General features: G+C 73.1%; 13 protein-coding genes and 1 pseudogene. 8 read left to right on the top strand and 6 right to left on the bottom strand.

The annotated features are described in order from the left end of the window. Nucleotides 1–150: 150 nt before the first annotated feature. Nucleotides 151–1,023: a serine protease gene (locus tag AB0F62_RS07255; protein ID WP_361793105.1), complete on the top strand. Its 873-nt coding sequence runs from the start codon at nucleotides 151–153 to the stop codon at nucleotides 1,021–1,023. A 7-nt stretch (nucleotides 1,024–1,030) separates the two neighbouring features. Here AB0F62_RS07255 and AB0F62_RS07250 read toward each other — a convergent pair whose 3' ends face one another. Then, entirely contained in the window at nucleotides 1,031–2,854 is a 1,824-nt protein-coding gene (locus tag AB0F62_RS07250) for an AMP-dependent synthetase/ligase (RefSeq protein ID WP_361793103.1), read from the bottom strand. Between the two features lie 143 nt (nucleotides 2,855–2,997). Here AB0F62_RS07250 and AB0F62_RS07245 point away from each other — a divergent pair, with 143 nt between their 5' ends. The 4 genes from AB0F62_RS07245 to AB0F62_RS07230 all read left to right on the top strand — a co-directional run bounded on the left by AB0F62_RS07245 (nucleotide 2,998) and on the right by AB0F62_RS07230 (nucleotide 7,950). Next, nucleotides 2,998–3,240: a hypothetical protein gene (locus tag AB0F62_RS07245; protein ID WP_361793101.1), complete on the top strand. Its 243-nt coding sequence runs from the start codon at nucleotides 2,998–3,000 to the stop codon at nucleotides 3,238–3,240. A 177-nt stretch (nucleotides 3,241–3,417) separates the two neighbouring features. Continuing rightward, a complete protein-coding gene (locus tag AB0F62_RS07240; RefSeq protein ID WP_361793099.1) occupies nucleotides 3,418–4,893 on the top strand; it encodes an SDR family NAD(P)-dependent oxidoreductase in 1,476 nt (491 codons plus the stop codon). Between the two features lie 93 nt (nucleotides 4,894–4,986). Beyond that, nucleotides 4,987–7,329 carry an FHA domain-containing protein gene (locus AB0F62_RS07235; protein ID WP_361793097.1) on the top strand — a complete coding sequence of 781 codons (2,343 nt, stop codon included), beginning with the start codon at nucleotides 4,987–4,989 and terminating at the stop codon, nucleotides 7,327–7,329. A 6-nt stretch (nucleotides 7,330–7,335) separates the two neighbouring features. Next, nucleotides 7,336–7,950 carry a hypothetical protein gene (locus AB0F62_RS07230; RefSeq protein WP_361793095.1) on the top strand — a complete coding sequence of 205 codons (615 nt, stop codon included), beginning with the start codon at nucleotides 7,336–7,338 and terminating at the stop codon, nucleotides 7,948–7,950. Nucleotides 7,951–7,980: 30 nt separating this feature from the next. Here AB0F62_RS07230 and AB0F62_RS07225 read toward each other — a convergent pair whose 3' ends face one another. Continuing rightward, nucleotides 7,981–9,282, bottom strand: a complete 1,302-nt coding sequence (locus AB0F62_RS07225) for a streptophobe family protein (protein ID WP_361793093.1) — start codon at nucleotides 9,280–9,282, stop codon at nucleotides 7,981–7,983. Between the two features lie 88 nt (nucleotides 9,283–9,370). Here AB0F62_RS07225 and AB0F62_RS07220 point away from each other — a divergent pair, with 88 nt between their 5' ends. Continuing rightward, nucleotides 9,371–10,243 carry a DUF6777 domain-containing protein gene (locus AB0F62_RS07220; protein ID WP_361793091.1) on the top strand — a complete coding sequence of 291 codons (873 nt, stop codon included), beginning with the start codon at nucleotides 9,371–9,373 and terminating at the stop codon, nucleotides 10,241–10,243. A 457-nt stretch (nucleotides 10,244–10,700) separates the two neighbouring features. Here the strand turns inward: AB0F62_RS07220 and AB0F62_RS07215 are convergent, their stop codons facing one another. Together AB0F62_RS07215 and AB0F62_RS07210 are read right to left on the bottom strand one after the other, a co-directional pair. Beyond that, nucleotides 10,701–11,156: a cyclic nucleotide-binding domain-containing protein gene (locus AB0F62_RS07215; protein WP_361793089.1), complete on the bottom strand. Its 456-nt coding sequence runs from the start codon at nucleotides 11,154–11,156 to the stop codon at nucleotides 10,701–10,703. A 48-nt stretch (nucleotides 11,157–11,204) separates the two neighbouring features. Further along, nucleotides 11,205–12,494: pseudogene (locus tag AB0F62_RS07210) on the bottom strand (phosphoribosyltransferase). 86 nt (nucleotides 12,495–12,580) lie between these two features. Between AB0F62_RS07210 and AB0F62_RS07205 the strand changes: the two are divergent. Both AB0F62_RS07205 and AB0F62_RS07200 read left to right on the top strand, forming a co-directional pair. After that, nucleotides 12,581–13,315, top strand: coding sequence for a DUF72 domain-containing protein (locus AB0F62_RS07205; RefSeq protein WP_361793088.1), 735 nt, complete (start codon nucleotides 12,581–12,583; stop codon nucleotides 13,313–13,315). Beyond that, on the top strand, nucleotides 13,312–13,596 hold the full coding sequence (locus AB0F62_RS07200) for an acylphosphatase (RefSeq protein ID WP_361793086.1): 285 nt from the start codon (nucleotides 13,312–13,314) through the stop codon (nucleotides 13,594–13,596). Before AB0F62_RS07205 ends, AB0F62_RS07200 begins: the two co-directional genes overlap by 4 nt. A gap of 130 nt (nucleotides 13,597–13,726) precedes the next feature. Here the strand turns inward: AB0F62_RS07200 and AB0F62_RS07195 are convergent, their stop codons facing one another. Both AB0F62_RS07195 and AB0F62_RS07190 read right to left on the bottom strand, forming a co-directional pair. Next, on the bottom strand, nucleotides 13,727–15,157 hold the full coding sequence (locus AB0F62_RS07195; protein WP_361793084.1) for a lipase maturation factor family protein: 1,431 nt from the start codon (nucleotides 15,155–15,157) through the stop codon (nucleotides 13,727–13,729). Nucleotides 15,158–15,248: 91 nt separating this feature from the next. Further along, complete coding sequence (locus AB0F62_RS07190) at nucleotides 15,249–16,031, bottom strand: VOC family protein (RefSeq protein WP_361793082.1); 783 nt, start codon at nucleotides 16,029–16,031, stop codon at nucleotides 15,249–15,251. Between the last annotated feature and the right edge of the window lie 67 nt (nucleotides 16,032–16,098).

Raw genomic sequence — 16,098 nt, 5'->3', positions numbered from 1 at the left:
GGCCGCGAGCGGCGCCGCTCCGGGACCGCGTCACCGGCACCGCCGGGGCGCGGTCCGCCGCTGCCGGGGCCCTCTTGTGACCACCCTCTCGAGTCATAACAATGTCCATGCCAAAACCGAAAGAACTTCGGTCTCGAGAGGACCCCCCACATGAAACGACCTCTCAAAGAAGCCTTGGCGGCTGCCCTTGCGGCCCTCGCCGCGGTCGCGACCCTCGGGTTGTCGGCCGCTCCGGCCTCGGCCGCCGGCCGGGACACCGCGGCGGCCCCGAACGCGAGGACGGCCGCCCCCGTCGTCGACTTCGCCGGGACGGTGTCGCTCAGCAACTGCTCCGGATCGCTGATCCGGCTTCCGAACTCCGCGTCCACCGACCCCGCCTTGGTGCTGTCCAACGGCCACTGCCTCACCAGCGGCTTCCTCGACCCCGGCGAGGTGGTGGTCAACCAGTCGTCGACGCGCTCCTTCGGCCTGCTGAACGCCTCCGGCCGTACGGTCGCCACGCTGCGCGCCACCAGGCTCGCGTACGCGACCATGACCGACACCGACATCTCGGTCTACCAGCTGGGCCGCACCTACGCGCAGATCCAGTCCTCGTACGGGATCTCCGCGCTGGAGCTCTCGGCCGCGCACCCCGTGCAGGGCACGGCGATCAAGGTGGTCTCCGGCTACTGGAAGACCACGTACAGCTGCAGCATCGACGGCTTCGTCCACCTGCTCAAGGAGGGCGACTGGACCTGGAAGGACTCCGTCCGTTACACCTCCTCGTGCAACACCATCGGCGGCACCTCGGGTTCGCCGGTCATCGACACCACGACCGGCAAGGTCGTCGCCGTCAACAACACGGGCAACGAGGACGGCGGACGCTGCACCCTCAACAACCCCTGCGAGGTGGACGCGAACGGCACGGTCACCGTCCGCCAGGGCATCAACTACGCCGAGCAGACCTACGGGATCGCCGCGTGCGTGACCACGGGCAACCGTTTCGACCTCACCCTGCCGGGATGCCCGCTCCCCAAGCCGTGACCGTCGTTCAGCGCCGGTACATCGCGTCGATCTCGGCCGCGTAGGCCTCCTCGACCGCCCGGCGCCGCAGCTTGCGGGAGGGGGTGACCAGCCCCCGCTCCTCGGTGAACGAGGCGGCCAGCACACGGAACGAACGGATCGACTCCGCCTTCGACACCCGTGTGTTGGCCGCCGACACCGCACGCCGTACCTCGGCCTCCAGATCCGGGTCGCGGACCAGCTCCGGCAGTCCGGCCTCGGCCTTGCCGCGCAGCCGCAGCCACTGCGTCGTCGCCTCGGTGTCCAGGGTCACCAGGGCGGTCACGAAGGGCCGGTCGTTCCCGATGACCAGGCAGTGCTCGATCAGCGGATGCTCGCGGACCCGTTCCTCCAGGACGGCCGGGGAGAGGTTCTTGCCGCTGGTGGTGACGATGATCTCCTTCTTGCGGCCGGTGATCGTCAGATAGCCGTGCTCGTCGAGGAAACCCAGGTCGCCGGTGAACAGCCAGCCGTCGCGCAGGATCTGCGCCGTGGCCTCGGGGTCGTCGAGGTAACCGGAGAAGACGGCCGGGCCGCGCAGCAGGATCTCGCCCTCCTCGGAGATCCGCACCTCCGTCCCGGGCACGGGAAGGCCGACCGTGCCGTAGCGCACCCGCCCGGGCGGATTGGCGGTGGCCGCCGAGGTCGACTCGGTGAGTCCGTAGCCCTCGTACACCGTGACCCCCGCGCCCTCGAGGAAGAGCCCGAGCCGCCGCCCCATCGTCGAGCCGCCGCTCACCGCGTTGCGGACCCGCCCGCCCAGCGCCTCGCGGACCTTCGCGTACACCAGCCGGTCGTGGAAGCGGTGCAGCACGCGCAGCGCCGCGCTCGGGCCCGGCCCGGTGCCCAGCGCACGGCGCTCGCGGGCCTCGGCGAAGCGCACCGCCACGTCGGCGGCCTTGTCGAACACACCGAGGTGACCGGCCTCCTCCGCCTTGTCGCGCGCGGCGTTGAAGACCTTCTCGAAGACGTACGGCACGGCGAGCAGGAAGGTCGGCCGGAACAGGGCCAGATCGGGCAGCAGTTCCGCGGCGGACATCTCCGGCTGGTGGCCCAGGCGCACCCTCGCGCGCACCGCCGCCACCTGGATCATCCGGCCGAAGACATGGGCCAGCGGGAGGAAGAGCAGCACGGACGGCTGCTCGGAGCCGCCGGTGTCGAAGACCGGGCGCCAGCCGGCGATGAGGTTGTCGGTCTGGCACATGAAGTTGCCGTGCGTGAGCACGCATCCCCGCGGCCGCCCGGTGGTGCCCGAGGTGTAGATCACGGTGGCGACGGCTTCGGGGGTGACCGCCAGCCGGTGCCGGTGGACCACGTCCTCGGAGATCCGCTCGCCGTCGGCCACCAGCTGTTTCACGGCCCCGGAGTCCAGCTGCCACACGCGGGTGACGGCGGGCAGCCGGTCGATCACGGAGCCCAGGGTCATGGCGTGGTCCTCGTGCTCCAGGACGCAGCCGACGGCGCCGGTGTCGTGCAGGATCCAGCGCAGCTGCTCGGCGGAGGAGGTCGGGTAGACGGGCACCGGCTGCGCCCCGATGGTCCACAGCGCGAAGTCGAACAGCGTCCATTCGTAGCGGGTGCGGGACATGATCCCCACCCGGTCCCCGAACCGCACGCCGTGCGCGAGGAGCCCCTTGGCCAGGGCCGTCACCTCGTCCCGGAACTCGGCCGTGGTCACGTCGCGCCAGCGGCCGTCCTCCTTGCGGCCCAGCCGCACCTCGTCCGGGGCCTGCGCCGCGGTCTCGAAGACCACGTCGGCGAGACCGCCGACATGGGTGGCCGGGACCAGCGCGGGCAGACTGAATTCGCGCACGCGGGCTCCTCACGGGGTTGGCGCGGGCGGAGATGCGTAACGTAACGGATCTCTCACGCACTGTCGGCCCGCGACCGGTCGCCCTGCGGCTTCTTCACCAAACCTCCCCCGGCGAGAGATCATGGATACAGGAGGTGACCTCCATGACCACCAGGATCCGACTCCACGGCGGTCCCGGGGACGGTCTCACCCTCGGCATCCCCCTGGGATCCGGGCGGCAGCCCCCCGAGGGCATCCTGTACGACCCGCTGGCCATCAGCGTCCAGGACGCCGGAGCGCACCAGGCGTGGCCCGACAGCGCCGCGTACTACAAGCGCCTGGAGCACATGGCCGACGAGCCATGGGACTACGAGTACGAGAGCGAGGCCACCGCTCCCCTGGAGTGAGCGTTCCAGCCACCCACCGGCCACCTCCCGGGCGCCGCCCTAAACCCCTCCAGGGCCCCTGCGGCGGCCGCCGGGCACGGCCCGGGCACATGCCGCCGTTTTGGCCGGGCGCCACACCCTCCGTAGAGTTCCGCAGGAAACCAGCGGGAACACACGATCCAGGGAACGACGGCGGGCATGACGGCGACCGAGAACGAACAGAGCACGGCCACGGCCTGGGACGGCGTCCCCGGCATCGACCCGGTACGTCTGGAACTGTGCCTCGACGTGCTGAGGGAGCTCGACGAGCTGCCGATCGACCACCCCGACGCGATCACCGTGCGCAAGGCCACGGCCGGCATCTACCGGACCGTGAAGCATCGCCGTCGCCAGGAGCGCCGGGCCGCCAAGACCGCCAACGACAAGGCCGTCACCGAGGCCACCGCGACCGGCTCCGCCGAGCGGATCGACGACGAGACCCAGGGACTGCTGCCCTCGGCCTCGGTGACCGGTGAGATCGCCGGCATCCTGGAGCGGCCGCGCTCGTGCTACGTGTGCAAGGGGCGCTACGTCGAGGTCGACGCCTTCTACCACCAGCTGTGCCGGGAGTGCGCGGCCTTCAACCGGGCGCGGCGCGACGCGCGCACCGATCTGACCGGACGACGCGCCCTGCTCACCGGCGGCCGGGCCAAGATCGGCATGTACATCGCGCTGCGGCTGCTGCGTGACGGCGCCCACACCACCGTCACCACGCGGTTCCCCGCGGACGCGATCCGGCGCTTCAAGGCGATGCCGGACAGTGACGAGTGGATCCACCGCCTCAAGATCGTCGGAATAGACCTTCGCGACCCTGCCCAGGTGGTGGCGCTCGCCGACTCGGTGGCCGCCGAGGGCCCGCTGGACATCCTGATCAACAACGCGGCGCAGACCGTGCGCCGCTCCCCCGCCGCGTACGCGGAGCTGGTGGCCGCCGAGTCAGCGCCGATGCCGGCCGGCGTGCTGCCCGCCTCGGAGGTCTTCGGCGCCTTCGGCAGCGGCTCCCAGCCGGCCCTGCCCGCCCCGCGCGCGGAACTTTCGTCCCGCGCCCGGGAGGTCACGGAACTGGCCCTGGTCAGCGGCTCGGCCTCGCTCGCCCGGATCGAGGCGGGCACCGCGATCGACGCCGGCGGGCTGATCCCGGACCTCGACGCGGAGAACAGCTGGAGCCGTGCCGTCGGCGAGGTCGACCCGGTCGAGATGCTCGAAGTGCAGCTGTGCAACGAGACCGCGCCGTTCATCCTGGTCAGCAGGTTGCGCCCGGCGATGGCGGCCTCGCCGGCACGCCGCAAGTACGTGGTGAACGTCTCCGCCATGGAGGGCAAGTTCAGCCGCGGCTACAAGGGCCCCGGCCACCCGCACACCAACATGGCCAAGGCCGCGCTGAACATGCTGACCCGTACCAGCGCCCGGGAGATGCTGGAGACCGACGGCATCCTCATGACCAGTGTCGACACCGGCTGGATCACCGACGAGCGCCCGCACCCCGAGAAGATGCGCCTCGCCGACGAGGGCTTCCACGCACCGCTCGACCTGATCGACGGCGCGGCCCGCGTCTACGACCCGATCGTCCGGGGCGAGCTGGGCGAGGACCTGTCCGGTGTCTTCCTCAAGGACTACGCGCCGACCGACTGGTGAGGGTCCCGGGCACCGTCCCTCAGGGCCATGTGACGGCCCGTTGCGGGACAGGTGGGACAGGCGGGGCGGCGGGTCCGCGGCTACGATCGAAGCGTGGCCGAGCGCCGTTCCGCGCCCACCGCGCCCAAGCTCGTGCTCGAGACCGACGGGGACACCCGGATCCTGGTCCCGAGCCGGGCCTACCACGTCGGTCGCGACCCCGACGGCGACGTCGTCCTCGACGACCCCCGGGTCTCCTGGCACCACGCGGTGATCCGGCCCGCCGGCGACAGCTGGATGCTGCAGGACGTGGGGAGCACCAACGGCACCTTCGTCGGCGGCCGGCAGGTCCGCCAGTGGGGCGTCGGCCCGGGCAGCGTCATCCGATTCGGGCACGCCGAGGAAGGACCGTGCGCCCGGCTGAGCAGCGCGGAGGCCCCCACCGGCGTCTACCGGGCGCCGCCGATGGCCTCCCCCGCCGCGACCGGCACCTTCCGCCGGCCGACGTCGGTGCGGACGCTGCCGGACCGCACCATCCACATCGGGCGCGCCGACGACAACGACCTGGTCGTCGCGGACCTGCTGGTCTCGCGGCACCACGCCGAGCTGCGGTCGCTGCCCGACGGCGGCTACGAGATCATCGACCTGCACAGCCACAACGGCACCTATCTGGACGGCCAGCGCGTCGACCGGGCCGTCGTGCACCAGGGCGACATCATCGACGTCGGCCACTCGGTGTTCCGGCTGCTCGGCGACACGTTGCAGGAGTTCACCGACATCGGCGAGGTCTCGCTCAACGTCCGCGACCTGTCGGTGCGGGTGGACGACGGCGACAAGGTGCTGCTGGACGACATCAGCTTCCCCGTCGGCGAGAAGTGCCTGCTGGCGGTGGTCGGGCCGAGCGGCTCGGGCAAGTCGACGCTGCTGAACGCGCTCACCGGGCTGCGCCCCGCGGACCGCGGCTCGGTGCTCTACGACGGACGCGACCTCTACCGGGAGTACCCGGACCTCCGCCAACGCATCGGCCTCGTCCCGCAGGACGACATCCTGCACCAGCAGCTGCCCGTGGGGCGCGCCCTGTCGTACGCCGCCGAACTCCGCTTCCCCGGCGACACCGCCAAGGAGGAGCGGCAGGCCCGGGTGGACGAGGTGATCGCCGAACTGGGCCTGGAGGCCCGGGTGAAGCAGCCGGTCCACACGCTGTCGGGTGGCCAGCGCAAGCGGGTCAGCGTCGCTCTGGAGCTGCTGACCAAACCGTCGCTGCTCTTCCTGGACGAGCCGACCTCGGGCCTGGACCCGGGCATGGACCGTTCGGTGATGACGATGCTGCGCGAGCTGGCCGACGACGGGCGCACGGTCATCGTGGTGACGCACAGCGTGCTGAGCCTGGAGGTCTGCGACCGCCTGCTGGTGATGGCGCCCGGCGGGCGCATGGCCTACTACGGGCCGCCCTCGAAGACCCTTCCCTTCTTCGGCTTCCGGCAGTGGCCGGAAGCCTTCGAGGCGTTCGAGAGCCAGGAGAACCGCGACTGGGCGGGCCAGTACGAGGCGTCCCCGCTCTACGAGGAGTACGTGGCGGCGGCGCTGGAGCCCGCGGAACCGGCCGCCCCGGCGGACCTCGAACCCCTCGAACCGCCCAAGCCGCAGGGCTGGGGCGACCAGTTGTGGACGCTGGTACGCCGCTACACGGCGTCGCTCGCCGCCGACCGCACCTTCCTGGCGATCATGATCGCCCTGCCCTTCGTCATGGGCGGGATGGCGCGAGCCCTGGCGGGCGGATCGCTGGGCCGGAACAACGCGCTGAACGTGCTGCTGATCTTGTGCGTCGGCTCGGTGCTGACCGGTGCCGCCAACGCGGTCCGCGAGCTGGTCAAGGAACGCGTCATCTACCAGCGGGAGCGGGCGGTGGGACTGTCCCGCTCGGCGTACCTCGCGTCCAAGGTCGTGGTGCTGGGGCTGATCACGATCGCGCAGGCGGTACTGCTGACGATGGTCGCCCTGATCGGCGTACGTCTGAGACCCCAGGGCGGCGGCGGGGTGCTGATGCCGCCGCTGGCCGAGATCACGCTGGCGGTGGCGCTGCTGGCGTTCACCTCGATGATGCTCGGGCTGCTGATCTCGGCCCTGGTGCGCAAGGAGGAGGTGACCATGCCGCTGCTGGTGCTGCTCGCCATCGTGCAGGTCGTCTTCTGCGGTGCCCTGCTGCCCCTGCACGGGGTCCCGGGTCTGGAGCAGCTGGCCTGGCTGGTGCCCTCGCGCTGGGCGCTGGGGGCGATGGCGGCGACGCTGGATCTGCACGCCATCACGCCCGGCAACGTGACCTCCGACCCGCTGTTCCGGTCCGTGCCCTCGATGTGGCTGCTGGACATGGGCATGCTCGTCGTCCTGTCGGCGGCCTTCGGTCTCGTCGTCGCCAGGTTGCTGAGGCGGCAGGAGCCGGCCGTCATGCGGAGGTAGGCGCTGATGTACGAGCCCGAGTTCGTCCCCACCCATGTCGCCCCGGCCACCGGACTGCCCACCTGGCAGGCCCCGGACGACTCCAGCCCCTCCGCCGGGCTGGACCCCCTGCTGCCGGTGCGGGTGACCGAGCACCGGGGCGACTGGGCGCGGATCGTGTGCTCCAACGGCTGGTCCGCGTGGGTGGACGGACGGCTGCTCATCACGGTGCCGCAGGGGCCCCCGGCGGTGGGCGGGTCCCCGGCGCGGACGGCGGACGCCCGGCCGCTGCTGGGCCGGCTGGTGGAGGCGCTGGACGGCTACCAGGCGCTGGTGCAGGACCTCGCGGCCGGCCGGATCGACCTGGAGACCTTCAACCGGGCGACGACCGGGGTGCGGATCGGCGCCGTCGTGGACGGCGAGTCGGTGTGGCTCTTCGACGCCGAACACGACCGCTGGTGCTACTGCGACGGTGCCCGCATGGCCACCTACGCCACCTCGGAACCGCCCGCGATGCCGCCCGCGGAACCCGCGGCGGAACCGATGCCGGAGCCGATGCCGGAGCCGTCGAGGGGACCGTCGCGCGGCGGGGACGCGTCCCCGACCGAGACCCATCCCATCTCCTGGACGGGCGAACCCTGACCGGCGGCCCCGGCCGCGCTGCCGGGGCGATCAGCGCCCGGCGCCCCCGGACTGCGGCGCGGCGCGCCGCCGCGCCAGCAGGTGCACGGCCATGCTGCCCAGCAGACCGGCCGCCACACCCCACAGCGCCGCGATGCCGATGGCGGGGAGCAGGTGGGGGAGCAGCACGATCGACCCACCGAGGCCGCCGGTGTCGGAGGGGTCGCCGATACCGAAGAGCGACAGACCGTAGTGCGCGTCGATGCGGGTGAGCACACCGATCAGCAGCATGGCCACCGCGGCCGCCACGGCCAGGTGGACCGCGTTGCGGACGTGCCCCGTGCCCGGCGGGGCGCGGCGGGCGGTCGCCCAGCCGGCGCCGAGCATGGCGACCGCTGCGGCGGCCACCAGCCACCACGCCCGGCCGTCCCGCTCGGAGAGCGCGGCGAGGTCGAGGGTGACGTCACCGCCCCCGCTGCGGAGCACGGCTGCCAGCGCCTCGGGCATCGGCACGCCGAGCGCCCCCTCCACGCTGCCGTGCCACGAGGCGCCCATGCCGAGTCCGAAGGCGAGCCAGACCACGTTCGGCAGACCGAGGAAGACGACCGCGAAGCTGTTGGCGGGCTCCGCGCGGGTGAAGGCGGTGACGAACGCGATCACGCCGCCGACGACCACGTAGGCCAGCAGGACGCCCACCATGGCGCGGGCGGCCGGCCGCACGACGGTGTGCACGGGCACCAGCCGGGAGGGCAGCGGCGCGCTCCGTGACACGGCGAAGGCCAGCAGGAGGACGACCGCCAGCCACAGCAGGCCCGCGACGACCGTGACCGGGATGTCGGCGCGGAAGCCCACGGTCGGCGTGATGTCGAGCAGCTCGCCGAGGTCGTTGAGGAAGTCCTCGCCCGTGGAGACGGTGAACGTGTGCCGTGCGCCGAGGGCGATCAGCAGGGTGGCCAGGGCCCAGAGCAGCGCCGTCCGGACGAAGAGCCAGAGCAGCCGGTCGCCGGCCACCACCGCGTGCCGGCGCAGCGGCCGTACGACGACGTAGGCCGTGACGAGGGCCCCGGCGAGGGCGACGGAGAGCGGCACGACGGTCACGGCCGCGTCCGACTGGGCGATGGCACCCGCGCCGCCCTCCAGGCTGACCCGGCCCCCGAGGGCCATGACGACGGTGGCGGCGATGACCGGGAGGAAGGCGCCCGGCGGCAGCCCCGAGGCCCCCGCGAGCCAGAGGCCCAGGGCCGCCACGACCACCATGACGGCGTACCCGGCCACGACCGCCGCCAGGGCGTGCAGCCAGCCGTGGGTGAGCCCCGGGGCGGGGTGCGGGGCGGAGGGCGGATGCCGGGTCACGGTGTCAGGCTAAGCAGCCCGGCCGCGGCCCGCCCGTCCGGAACATCCCGGCTTGCGGCCTTCGCGGCGCGTGGACGGAGAATGCGGAGTGACGTCTCCTCCGCCCCAGGAACCATCCGGCGCGCCCGGCCCCGGCCCCGACCCTCGTCAGCCCGCGCACGCGCGCCGGCCGTGGTGGAAGTCGAGCGCCGGGCTGTCGGCTCTGGCGGCGCTGGGCGCCGCGGTACTCGTGCTGGCCGTCTTCCTGGCCACACGCGACGGCGGGGGCGGCGGCACCGCCGCCCCGGAGGGGAGCCCGTCCCCCGGCCGGGCGCGGATCGTGCTCCAGCCGGCGGAGGCAGCGGGCCCGGACGCCTTCACCTCGGGCACGGTCCGCGAGTCTCCGCCCGCGAACGCCCCGACGCCCAGCCTGAGCCCCGCTCCCTCCGCCGCCTACGGGGCGCCGAGCGTCTCCGGCGCCACACGCGCGCTGTACGGCGGGACCAAGGGCAAGTCCGCCTGCGACGTCGGCGGGCAGACCGATCTTCTGACCGGGACCCCGGCCAAGGCGGCCGCGTTCGCCCGGGTGGCGGGCATCGACGCCGACGGGATCGGGCGGTACCTGAAGTCGCTGACCCCCGCGCTGCTGCGCGCCGACACCCGGGTCACCGACCACGGCTTCGACAACGGCTCGGCCACCTCCTTCGCGGCGGTGCTGGAGGCGGGCACCGCGGTGCTGGTCGACGACCGCGGCGTGCCCCGGGTGCGCTGCGCGAGCGGCGATCCGCTGTCGGTCCCGAAGGCGGCGGAGGGTGCCGGCCACACGGGGCCCGCATGGCCCGGCTTCCGGGCGTCGGAGGTGGTCGCGGTACGCCCCGCCGCGCGGACGCACCGGTCGTTCGTCCTGTACGACGCGGAACGCGAGGCCCTGTTCCGCCGCCCGGCGGGCACGAGGGGCACCGCGGACAGCTGGGTGAGCTGAGACCCGGCCCCGGGACACCCCGACGCGCATCGAGCCGCTCGCCCAGGGGCGGCCCTCCCGCCGCAACCACCGCCCCGGCCCGGCTGAAGGCGGGCCCGGACGACCGTGCCGAGCGCCACCGGCAGTTGCCCCCGGTGCACGCCGGTCAGGTGCCGCGTCCGGCGCACACGGCCGCATCGCGACAGCCGGCGGGCACGAGGGGCACCGCGGACAGCTGGGTGAGCTGAGACCCGGCCCCGGGACACCCCGACGCGCATCGAGCCGCTCGCCCAGGGGCGGCCCTCCCGCCGCAACCACCGCGCCGGCCCGGCTGAAGGCGGGCCCGGACGACCGTGCCGAGCGCCACCGGCAGTTGCCCCCGGTGCACGCCGGTCAGGTGCCGCGTCCGGCGCACATGGCCGGATCGCGACGGCCGGCGAAGGCCCTCAGGGCGCACCCCCGAGGGTCGGCCGTGCCTTCAGGAGTGCTCCTGCAGACGCGGGCCGTAGATGTCGAGCATCCTGGCCCGGGCCGATCCCAGCCGCTGGGCGATCGTCTGGGCGGCGGCCAGCACGATGGCCTGCCCCAGCACCGGGTTCTCCCGGCACAGGTCGCGGATCTCGGCCCCGCTGAACTCGTACGCGCCCACCGAGCCCAGCGCGTGGGCGCCGACCTGCCACCGGTAGGGAGGGAACAGCCAGGACCAGCCGACGAGTTCACCCGGGCCCAGGGTCTCCACGGAGACGGCGCCGCGGCCGGGCACGTCCATGTCGATGGAGACCGCACCGGACTCGACGACCCAGAACCGGTCGGCGAATCTGCCCTCGTCGCAGATGCGCCAGCTCTGCGGGAAGCTCACCTTCTTGGCGTGCTCCAGGAAGGCCCTGCGGTGGGCCGGCGGGAGTGAGTCCAGCATGGTGACCGTGCTGCTCATCGGCGCATCCTCCTGCTCCCTTCCATGCCCCCTGACCTCAGGGTACGGTCACGGACCGGCCGTCGCAGGGAGGTGACCGGCCAACCAGTCACGCGCCAGGCGGGCCACCTCGCCGAGCGCTCCGGGCTCCTCGAACAGGTGGGTCGCGCCGGGCACCACGTGCAGCAGGCTGGGGCACGTGAGGGCTTCCTGGGCACGCCGGTTCAGCTCCAGGACGGTGGTGTCGCGCCCGCCGACGATCAGCAGGGTCGGCGCCCGTACGCCGCCGAGCCTGGGCATCGCCAGATCGGGGCGGCCGCCCCGGGAGACCACCGAGGAGACATACGGTGCGGCCCGGGGGTCGGCGGCGGCCCACAGCGCGGCGGCCGCGCCGGTGCTGGCCCCGAAGTAGCCGACCGGCAGGTTCTCCCGGAGGGCCCACTCCGTCACGTCGACCAGGCGGGTGGCCAGCAGCTCGATGTCGAAGACATTGGCCCGGTCCGCCTCCTCGGCGGGGGTGAGCAGGTCGAACAGGAGCGTGCCGAGCCCGGCCTGGTTGAGGGCGGCGGCCACGGCCCGGTTGCGAGGGCTGTGCCGGCTGCTGCCGGTGCCGTGGGCGAAGATCACCAGGGCTCGCGCGTCGGCCGGCATGGTCAGCGTCCCGGCGAGCCGCGCACCGGTCTCGCCGCCCACCGCGAGCTCCACCTCGGTGCTCCGCGGTCCCCGGGCGGCGGCCTGTTTCAGCAGCCCGGAGACCTCGTCGTCGCCGGTCTGGGAGAAGTCGTGGTATCACTCCCCCACCGCGAAGAAGGCGCTCGGCGCCGACAGGCACACCACGTCGTCGGCCGCGTGCCGCAGGGCGGGCATCGCCTGCGGCGAGGCCACCGGGACGGCGAGCACGACCCGGGCCGCGCCCTGGGCCCGGGCCACCTCGCAGGCGGCCAGGGCGGTGGCTCCGGTGGCGACGCCGTCGTCGACGACGACCACCGTGCGGCCGGACAGGGCGATGCGCGGGCGCCCCTCGCGGAAGCGGTGCGCCTGCCGGGCCAGCTCGGCCTCCTCGCGGTGCTCGACGGCGTCGATGTCCGCGTGGGAGACATGGCTCATCTGGACGATGTCGTCACTGAGCACTCTGGCGCCGCCCTCACCGATGGCGCCGAAGCCCAGTTCCCGGTGGTAGGGGACGCCGAGCTTGCGGACGACGATCACGTCCAGGGGCGCGTGCAGGGCCTGTGCCACCTCGTAGGCGACGACCACGCCGCCGCGCGGCAGGCCGAGCACGATGGGATTGTCGAAGTCCAGATGCCGCAGCCGCTCCGCGAGCTGCCGTCCGGCATCCGCGCGGTCTGTGAAGTGCATGATTCCACCCCCGCGAGCGGGAGATGCGGGACTCCTTACGACCTACCCTGAACAGTGTCCGGCAATCAATCGGCGGGGACCGCGCCATGTCCGTGCTCGTGGGAACCTCGGGGTGGCAGTACAAGGACTGGCGTGGCGTGCTGTATCCGCCGGACGTCCCGCAGCGGCTGTGGCTGGAGGAGTACGCCCGGCACTTCGCGACGGTCGAGAGCAACAACGCCTTCTACCGCCTGCCGTCCCCGGAGACCTTCGCCGCGTGGCGGGAGCACACGCCCGAGGGCTTCGTGATGGCGGTCAAGGCCAGCCGCTACCTGACCCACATGAAGCGGCTGCGCGATCCCGAGGAGCCCGTGCGCCGGCTGCTGACGCACGCCGCGGGACTCGGCGACCGGCTGGGACCGGTGCTGCTCCAGTTGCCGCCCAATCTGAGGGCGGACGCCCGCGTCCTGGAGGCGTGCCTGCGCTGCTTCCCGGACGGTGTGCGGGTGGCCGTCGAGCCCCGGCACGCCACGTGGTGGACCCCCGAGATCCGCGCCGTGCTGAAGCGCCGCGGCGCCGCGCTGTGCTGGGCCGACTGGCGGGCGCGGCCGGCGACGCCGCTGTGGCGCACCGCGGACTGGGGCTATGTGCGCTTCCATGAGGGCATCGCCCGGCCTTGGCCCCGCTACGGTCCGCGGGCGCTGACCACCTGGGCACACCGCATCGCGGACACCTGGCCGGAGGACTCCGACGTGTTTGTGTACTTCAACAACGACCCCGGCGGTGCGGCCGTGCTGGACGCCGACGCCTTCGGCGAGGCCGTCCGCCAGGTGTGGCCGTGATCCGGCGGCGGGTCGCGGTCTCGGGCGACGTCCAGGGGGTGTACTTCCGGGACACCTGCCGCGTGACGGCGGACGGGCTCGGTGTGAGCGGCTGGGTCCGCAACCGTCCGGACCGAACGGTCGAGGCGGTCTTCGAGGGCGCGGAAGAGGCCGTGGAGTCCATGGTGGCCTGGGCGCACGAGGGCTCGCCGCTGTCCATCGTGGACCGCGTGGAGGTCTTCGAGGAGGAGCCGGAGGGCCTCACCGGGTTCGAGATCCGTCCGACGCCCTGGCGCGACTGACGGCGCCCGTCGCCCCCGTGCGGATCCCGGCGCGGGGGCGGCCGGAACCCGTGGACGGCTCCGGGGAGTTGTCCCGGGGCCGGTCGTCACGAAGGGCCGTGCCCGTCCGGCCCCGGGAGATCGGCGCTCGCTATCCGTGGCGTCGCAGGGTGTCGCGGTCGACCGGGGGGAGGTACTCGCGCACCAGGCTGCGGTCCCACCAGGCACCGGTGGCGCGCAGGGTGCGCCAGTCGGTGAAGCGGTAGTGGTAGAGGCGGGCGCGGACGTAGGTGGGCGGGGCGTGCGGGAAGGGATTGCTGCGCAGGAGGCGGAGCGTGCGGGGGTCGTTCTCCAGGAGCTTGCCGACGAACGGGATGAACCAGCTCCACGCGTAGGCGGAGGAGATCCCGGCGAACCACATCAGCCAGTCCAGGCGCAGATGGTACGGGGCGAACTGGCGGGGCAGCCGGCGCCGGTCGGTGGGCTTGCCCTTGAAGCCGTACTCCTTCCAGACCGTGTCGGGGCCGAGTTCGGCGGCGTCGGTGCCCTCGACGACGACCTCGAACCGGATCCGGTTGACGCTGCCGAAGGCACCGTAGGAGTTGACCAGGTGCAGCCGGTTGAAGGAGACGTTCATCATCTGGCCGCGGGAGAGCAGGTTGCGGGCCGGCCAGTAGCTGAGGACGGCGACGAGGACGGTCGCGGCGATCACCAGGACCGCGTACCAGGCGGGCGGGGGGACGGACGCGGCGGGCGGCGGCGCGGTGAGGTACGAGCCGTCGAGCGCGGCGACGGCGAGGACGATCGTCAGCCAGTTCAGCCACGCGAAGTTGCCCGAGAGCACCAGCCACAGCTGGGTGACGATGACGACGCACGCGGCGATGCCCGCCACCGGTTGCGGGGTGAACAGGACGACGGGCACGACCAGCTGGGCGAAGTGGTTGGCGGCGGTCTCGGCGCGGTGCACTCCGCGCGGCAGGTGGTGGAAGAACCAGCTGAGCGGGCCGGGCATGGGCTGCGTCTCGTGGTGGTAGTACAGGCAGGTCAGATCGCGCCAGCAGGCGTCGCCGCGCATCTTGATCAGTCCGGCGCCGAACTCGACCCGAAACAGCAGCCAGCGCATCAGCCACAGGATGAGCACGGGCGGCCCGGTGTCGTCGTTGCCGAGGAACACCGCCAGGAAGCCGGCCTCCAGCAGCAGGGACTCCCAGCCGAACGCGTACCAGGTCTGGCCGACGTTGACGATGGACAGGTAGAGCAGCCACAGCGCCGCCCAGATCAGCATCGCGGCCCACAGCGGCACGAGGTCCGCCGCGCCCGCCACGACCGCAGCGGACAGGGCCGCCCCGCCCCATGCGACGGCGGCGAAGAGCCGGTCGGAGTAGCGCAGGTGGAACAGGCTGGGCGCGTGGCGGAACGGCACGCGCCGCAGGAAGTGCGGGACGGGCAGCAGTCCGCGTTCGCCGATCAGGGCGCGGAACTGCAGGGCGGCGGCGAGGAAGGCCACCAGGTAGAGCACCCCGAGGCCGCGCTGGACGACGACGCGGCTCAGCCAGTAGTCGGGTGCGGTGAACCACTCCATGGCCGCTTCTCTAGTGCCCCGCCGGGGTGTCCGCGACCCGGCGGGGCGATGGCGGGGCGAGGTTCATCCGATGGGACGCGGCGGGCACGTGCTACTGGTGGTCGGCCACGAGGGAGAGCAGGCCGCCCTCCGGGTCCCGGATGCCCGCGACCCTGCCGTAGGCGCTGTCCAGGGGTTCGCCGGTCACCTCGCCGCCGAGGTCCTTGGTGCGCCGGACGGCCTCGTCGACGTCGGCGACGGTGAAGAAGACGTGCCACCGCGGCCGGACCTTGGGGTCGGCCGCGGCCTCGACGCCCCCGCCACGGATCCCCGCGACGCTGTGCCCGTCGACATAGAGGACGACGCGGTCGTTCTCCCACTCCACGACGTAGCGGGGGCCGCGCCGGTCCCAGTGGAAGACCTCGCCGTAGAACATGGCGGCGGCGAAGGCGTCGCGGGTGCGCAGCTCGATCCACGAGGGCGCGCCGGGCATCCGCAGCTTGCGGGCGGGGCCCTGCTCGCCCTCCCAGATGCCGAAGGAGGCGCCCATGGAGTCGGCGACCAGGGCCAGCCGGCCGGCGTCGAAGTCCAGCGGGCCGACGGCCACCGTACCCCCGCGGTCGCGGATGTCGGCGGCGGTGGCGTCGGCGCTCTCCACCCCGAAGTACGTGGTCCAGTTGACCGAGGTCTCCCAGTCCCGGGCGATGGCCCCGATCCCGGCGACCTCGGTGCCGTTCACCAGCGCGCGTTCGTACGCGCCCCACCGCGAGGGCCCGGGTTCGAACTCCCAGCCGAGCAGCGGTCCGTAGAACGCCTTCGCCACGTCCAGGTCGCGTGCCATCAGGCTGACCCAGCACGGGGCGCCCGCCACACAGCAGATCTTCGTGGTGGACACGTACCGGCCTCCTTGTCCTGCCCCGTTCCCAGAATGGCGGCAGCGGGTCCGGCAGGCATCTCCGGCG

It is taken from the genome of Streptomyces sp. NPDC026673 (genome assembly GCF_040638135.1).
In the GTDB taxonomy this organism is placed as follows: Bacteria; Actinomycetota; Actinomycetes; order Streptomycetales; family Streptomycetaceae; genus Actinacidiphila.
The sequence above is the reverse complement of the archived record's forward strand: the minus strand, read 5'-3'. Positions and strand labels throughout refer to the sequence as shown.

Bases quoted from the DNA above. Each gene is read 5' to 3' on its own strand.
- AB0F62_RS07255 (WP_361793105.1), top strand. From the start codon at position 151: ATGAAACGACCTCTCAAAGAAGCCTTGGCGGCTGCCCTTGCGGCCCTC.
- AB0F62_RS07245 (WP_361793101.1), top strand. From the start codon at position 2,998: ATGACCACCAGGATCCGACTCCACGGCGGTCCCGGGGACGGTCTCACC.
- AB0F62_RS07240 (WP_361793099.1), top strand. From the start codon at position 3,418: ATGACGGCGACCGAGAACGAACAGAGCACGGCCACGGCCTGGGACGGC.
- AB0F62_RS07230 (WP_361793095.1), top strand. From the start codon at position 7,336: ATGTACGAGCCCGAGTTCGTCCCCACCCATGTCGCCCCGGCCACCGGA.
- AB0F62_RS07215 (WP_361793089.1), bottom strand. From the start codon at position 11,156: ATGAGCAGCACGGTCACCATGCTGGACTCACTCCCGCCGGCCCACCGC.
- AB0F62_RS07205 (WP_361793088.1), top strand. From the start codon at position 12,581: ATGTCCGTGCTCGTGGGAACCTCGGGGTGGCAGTACAAGGACTGGCGT.
- AB0F62_RS07195 (WP_361793084.1), bottom strand. From the start codon at position 15,157: ATGGAGTGGTTCACCGCACCCGACTACTGGCTGAGCCGCGTCGTCGTC.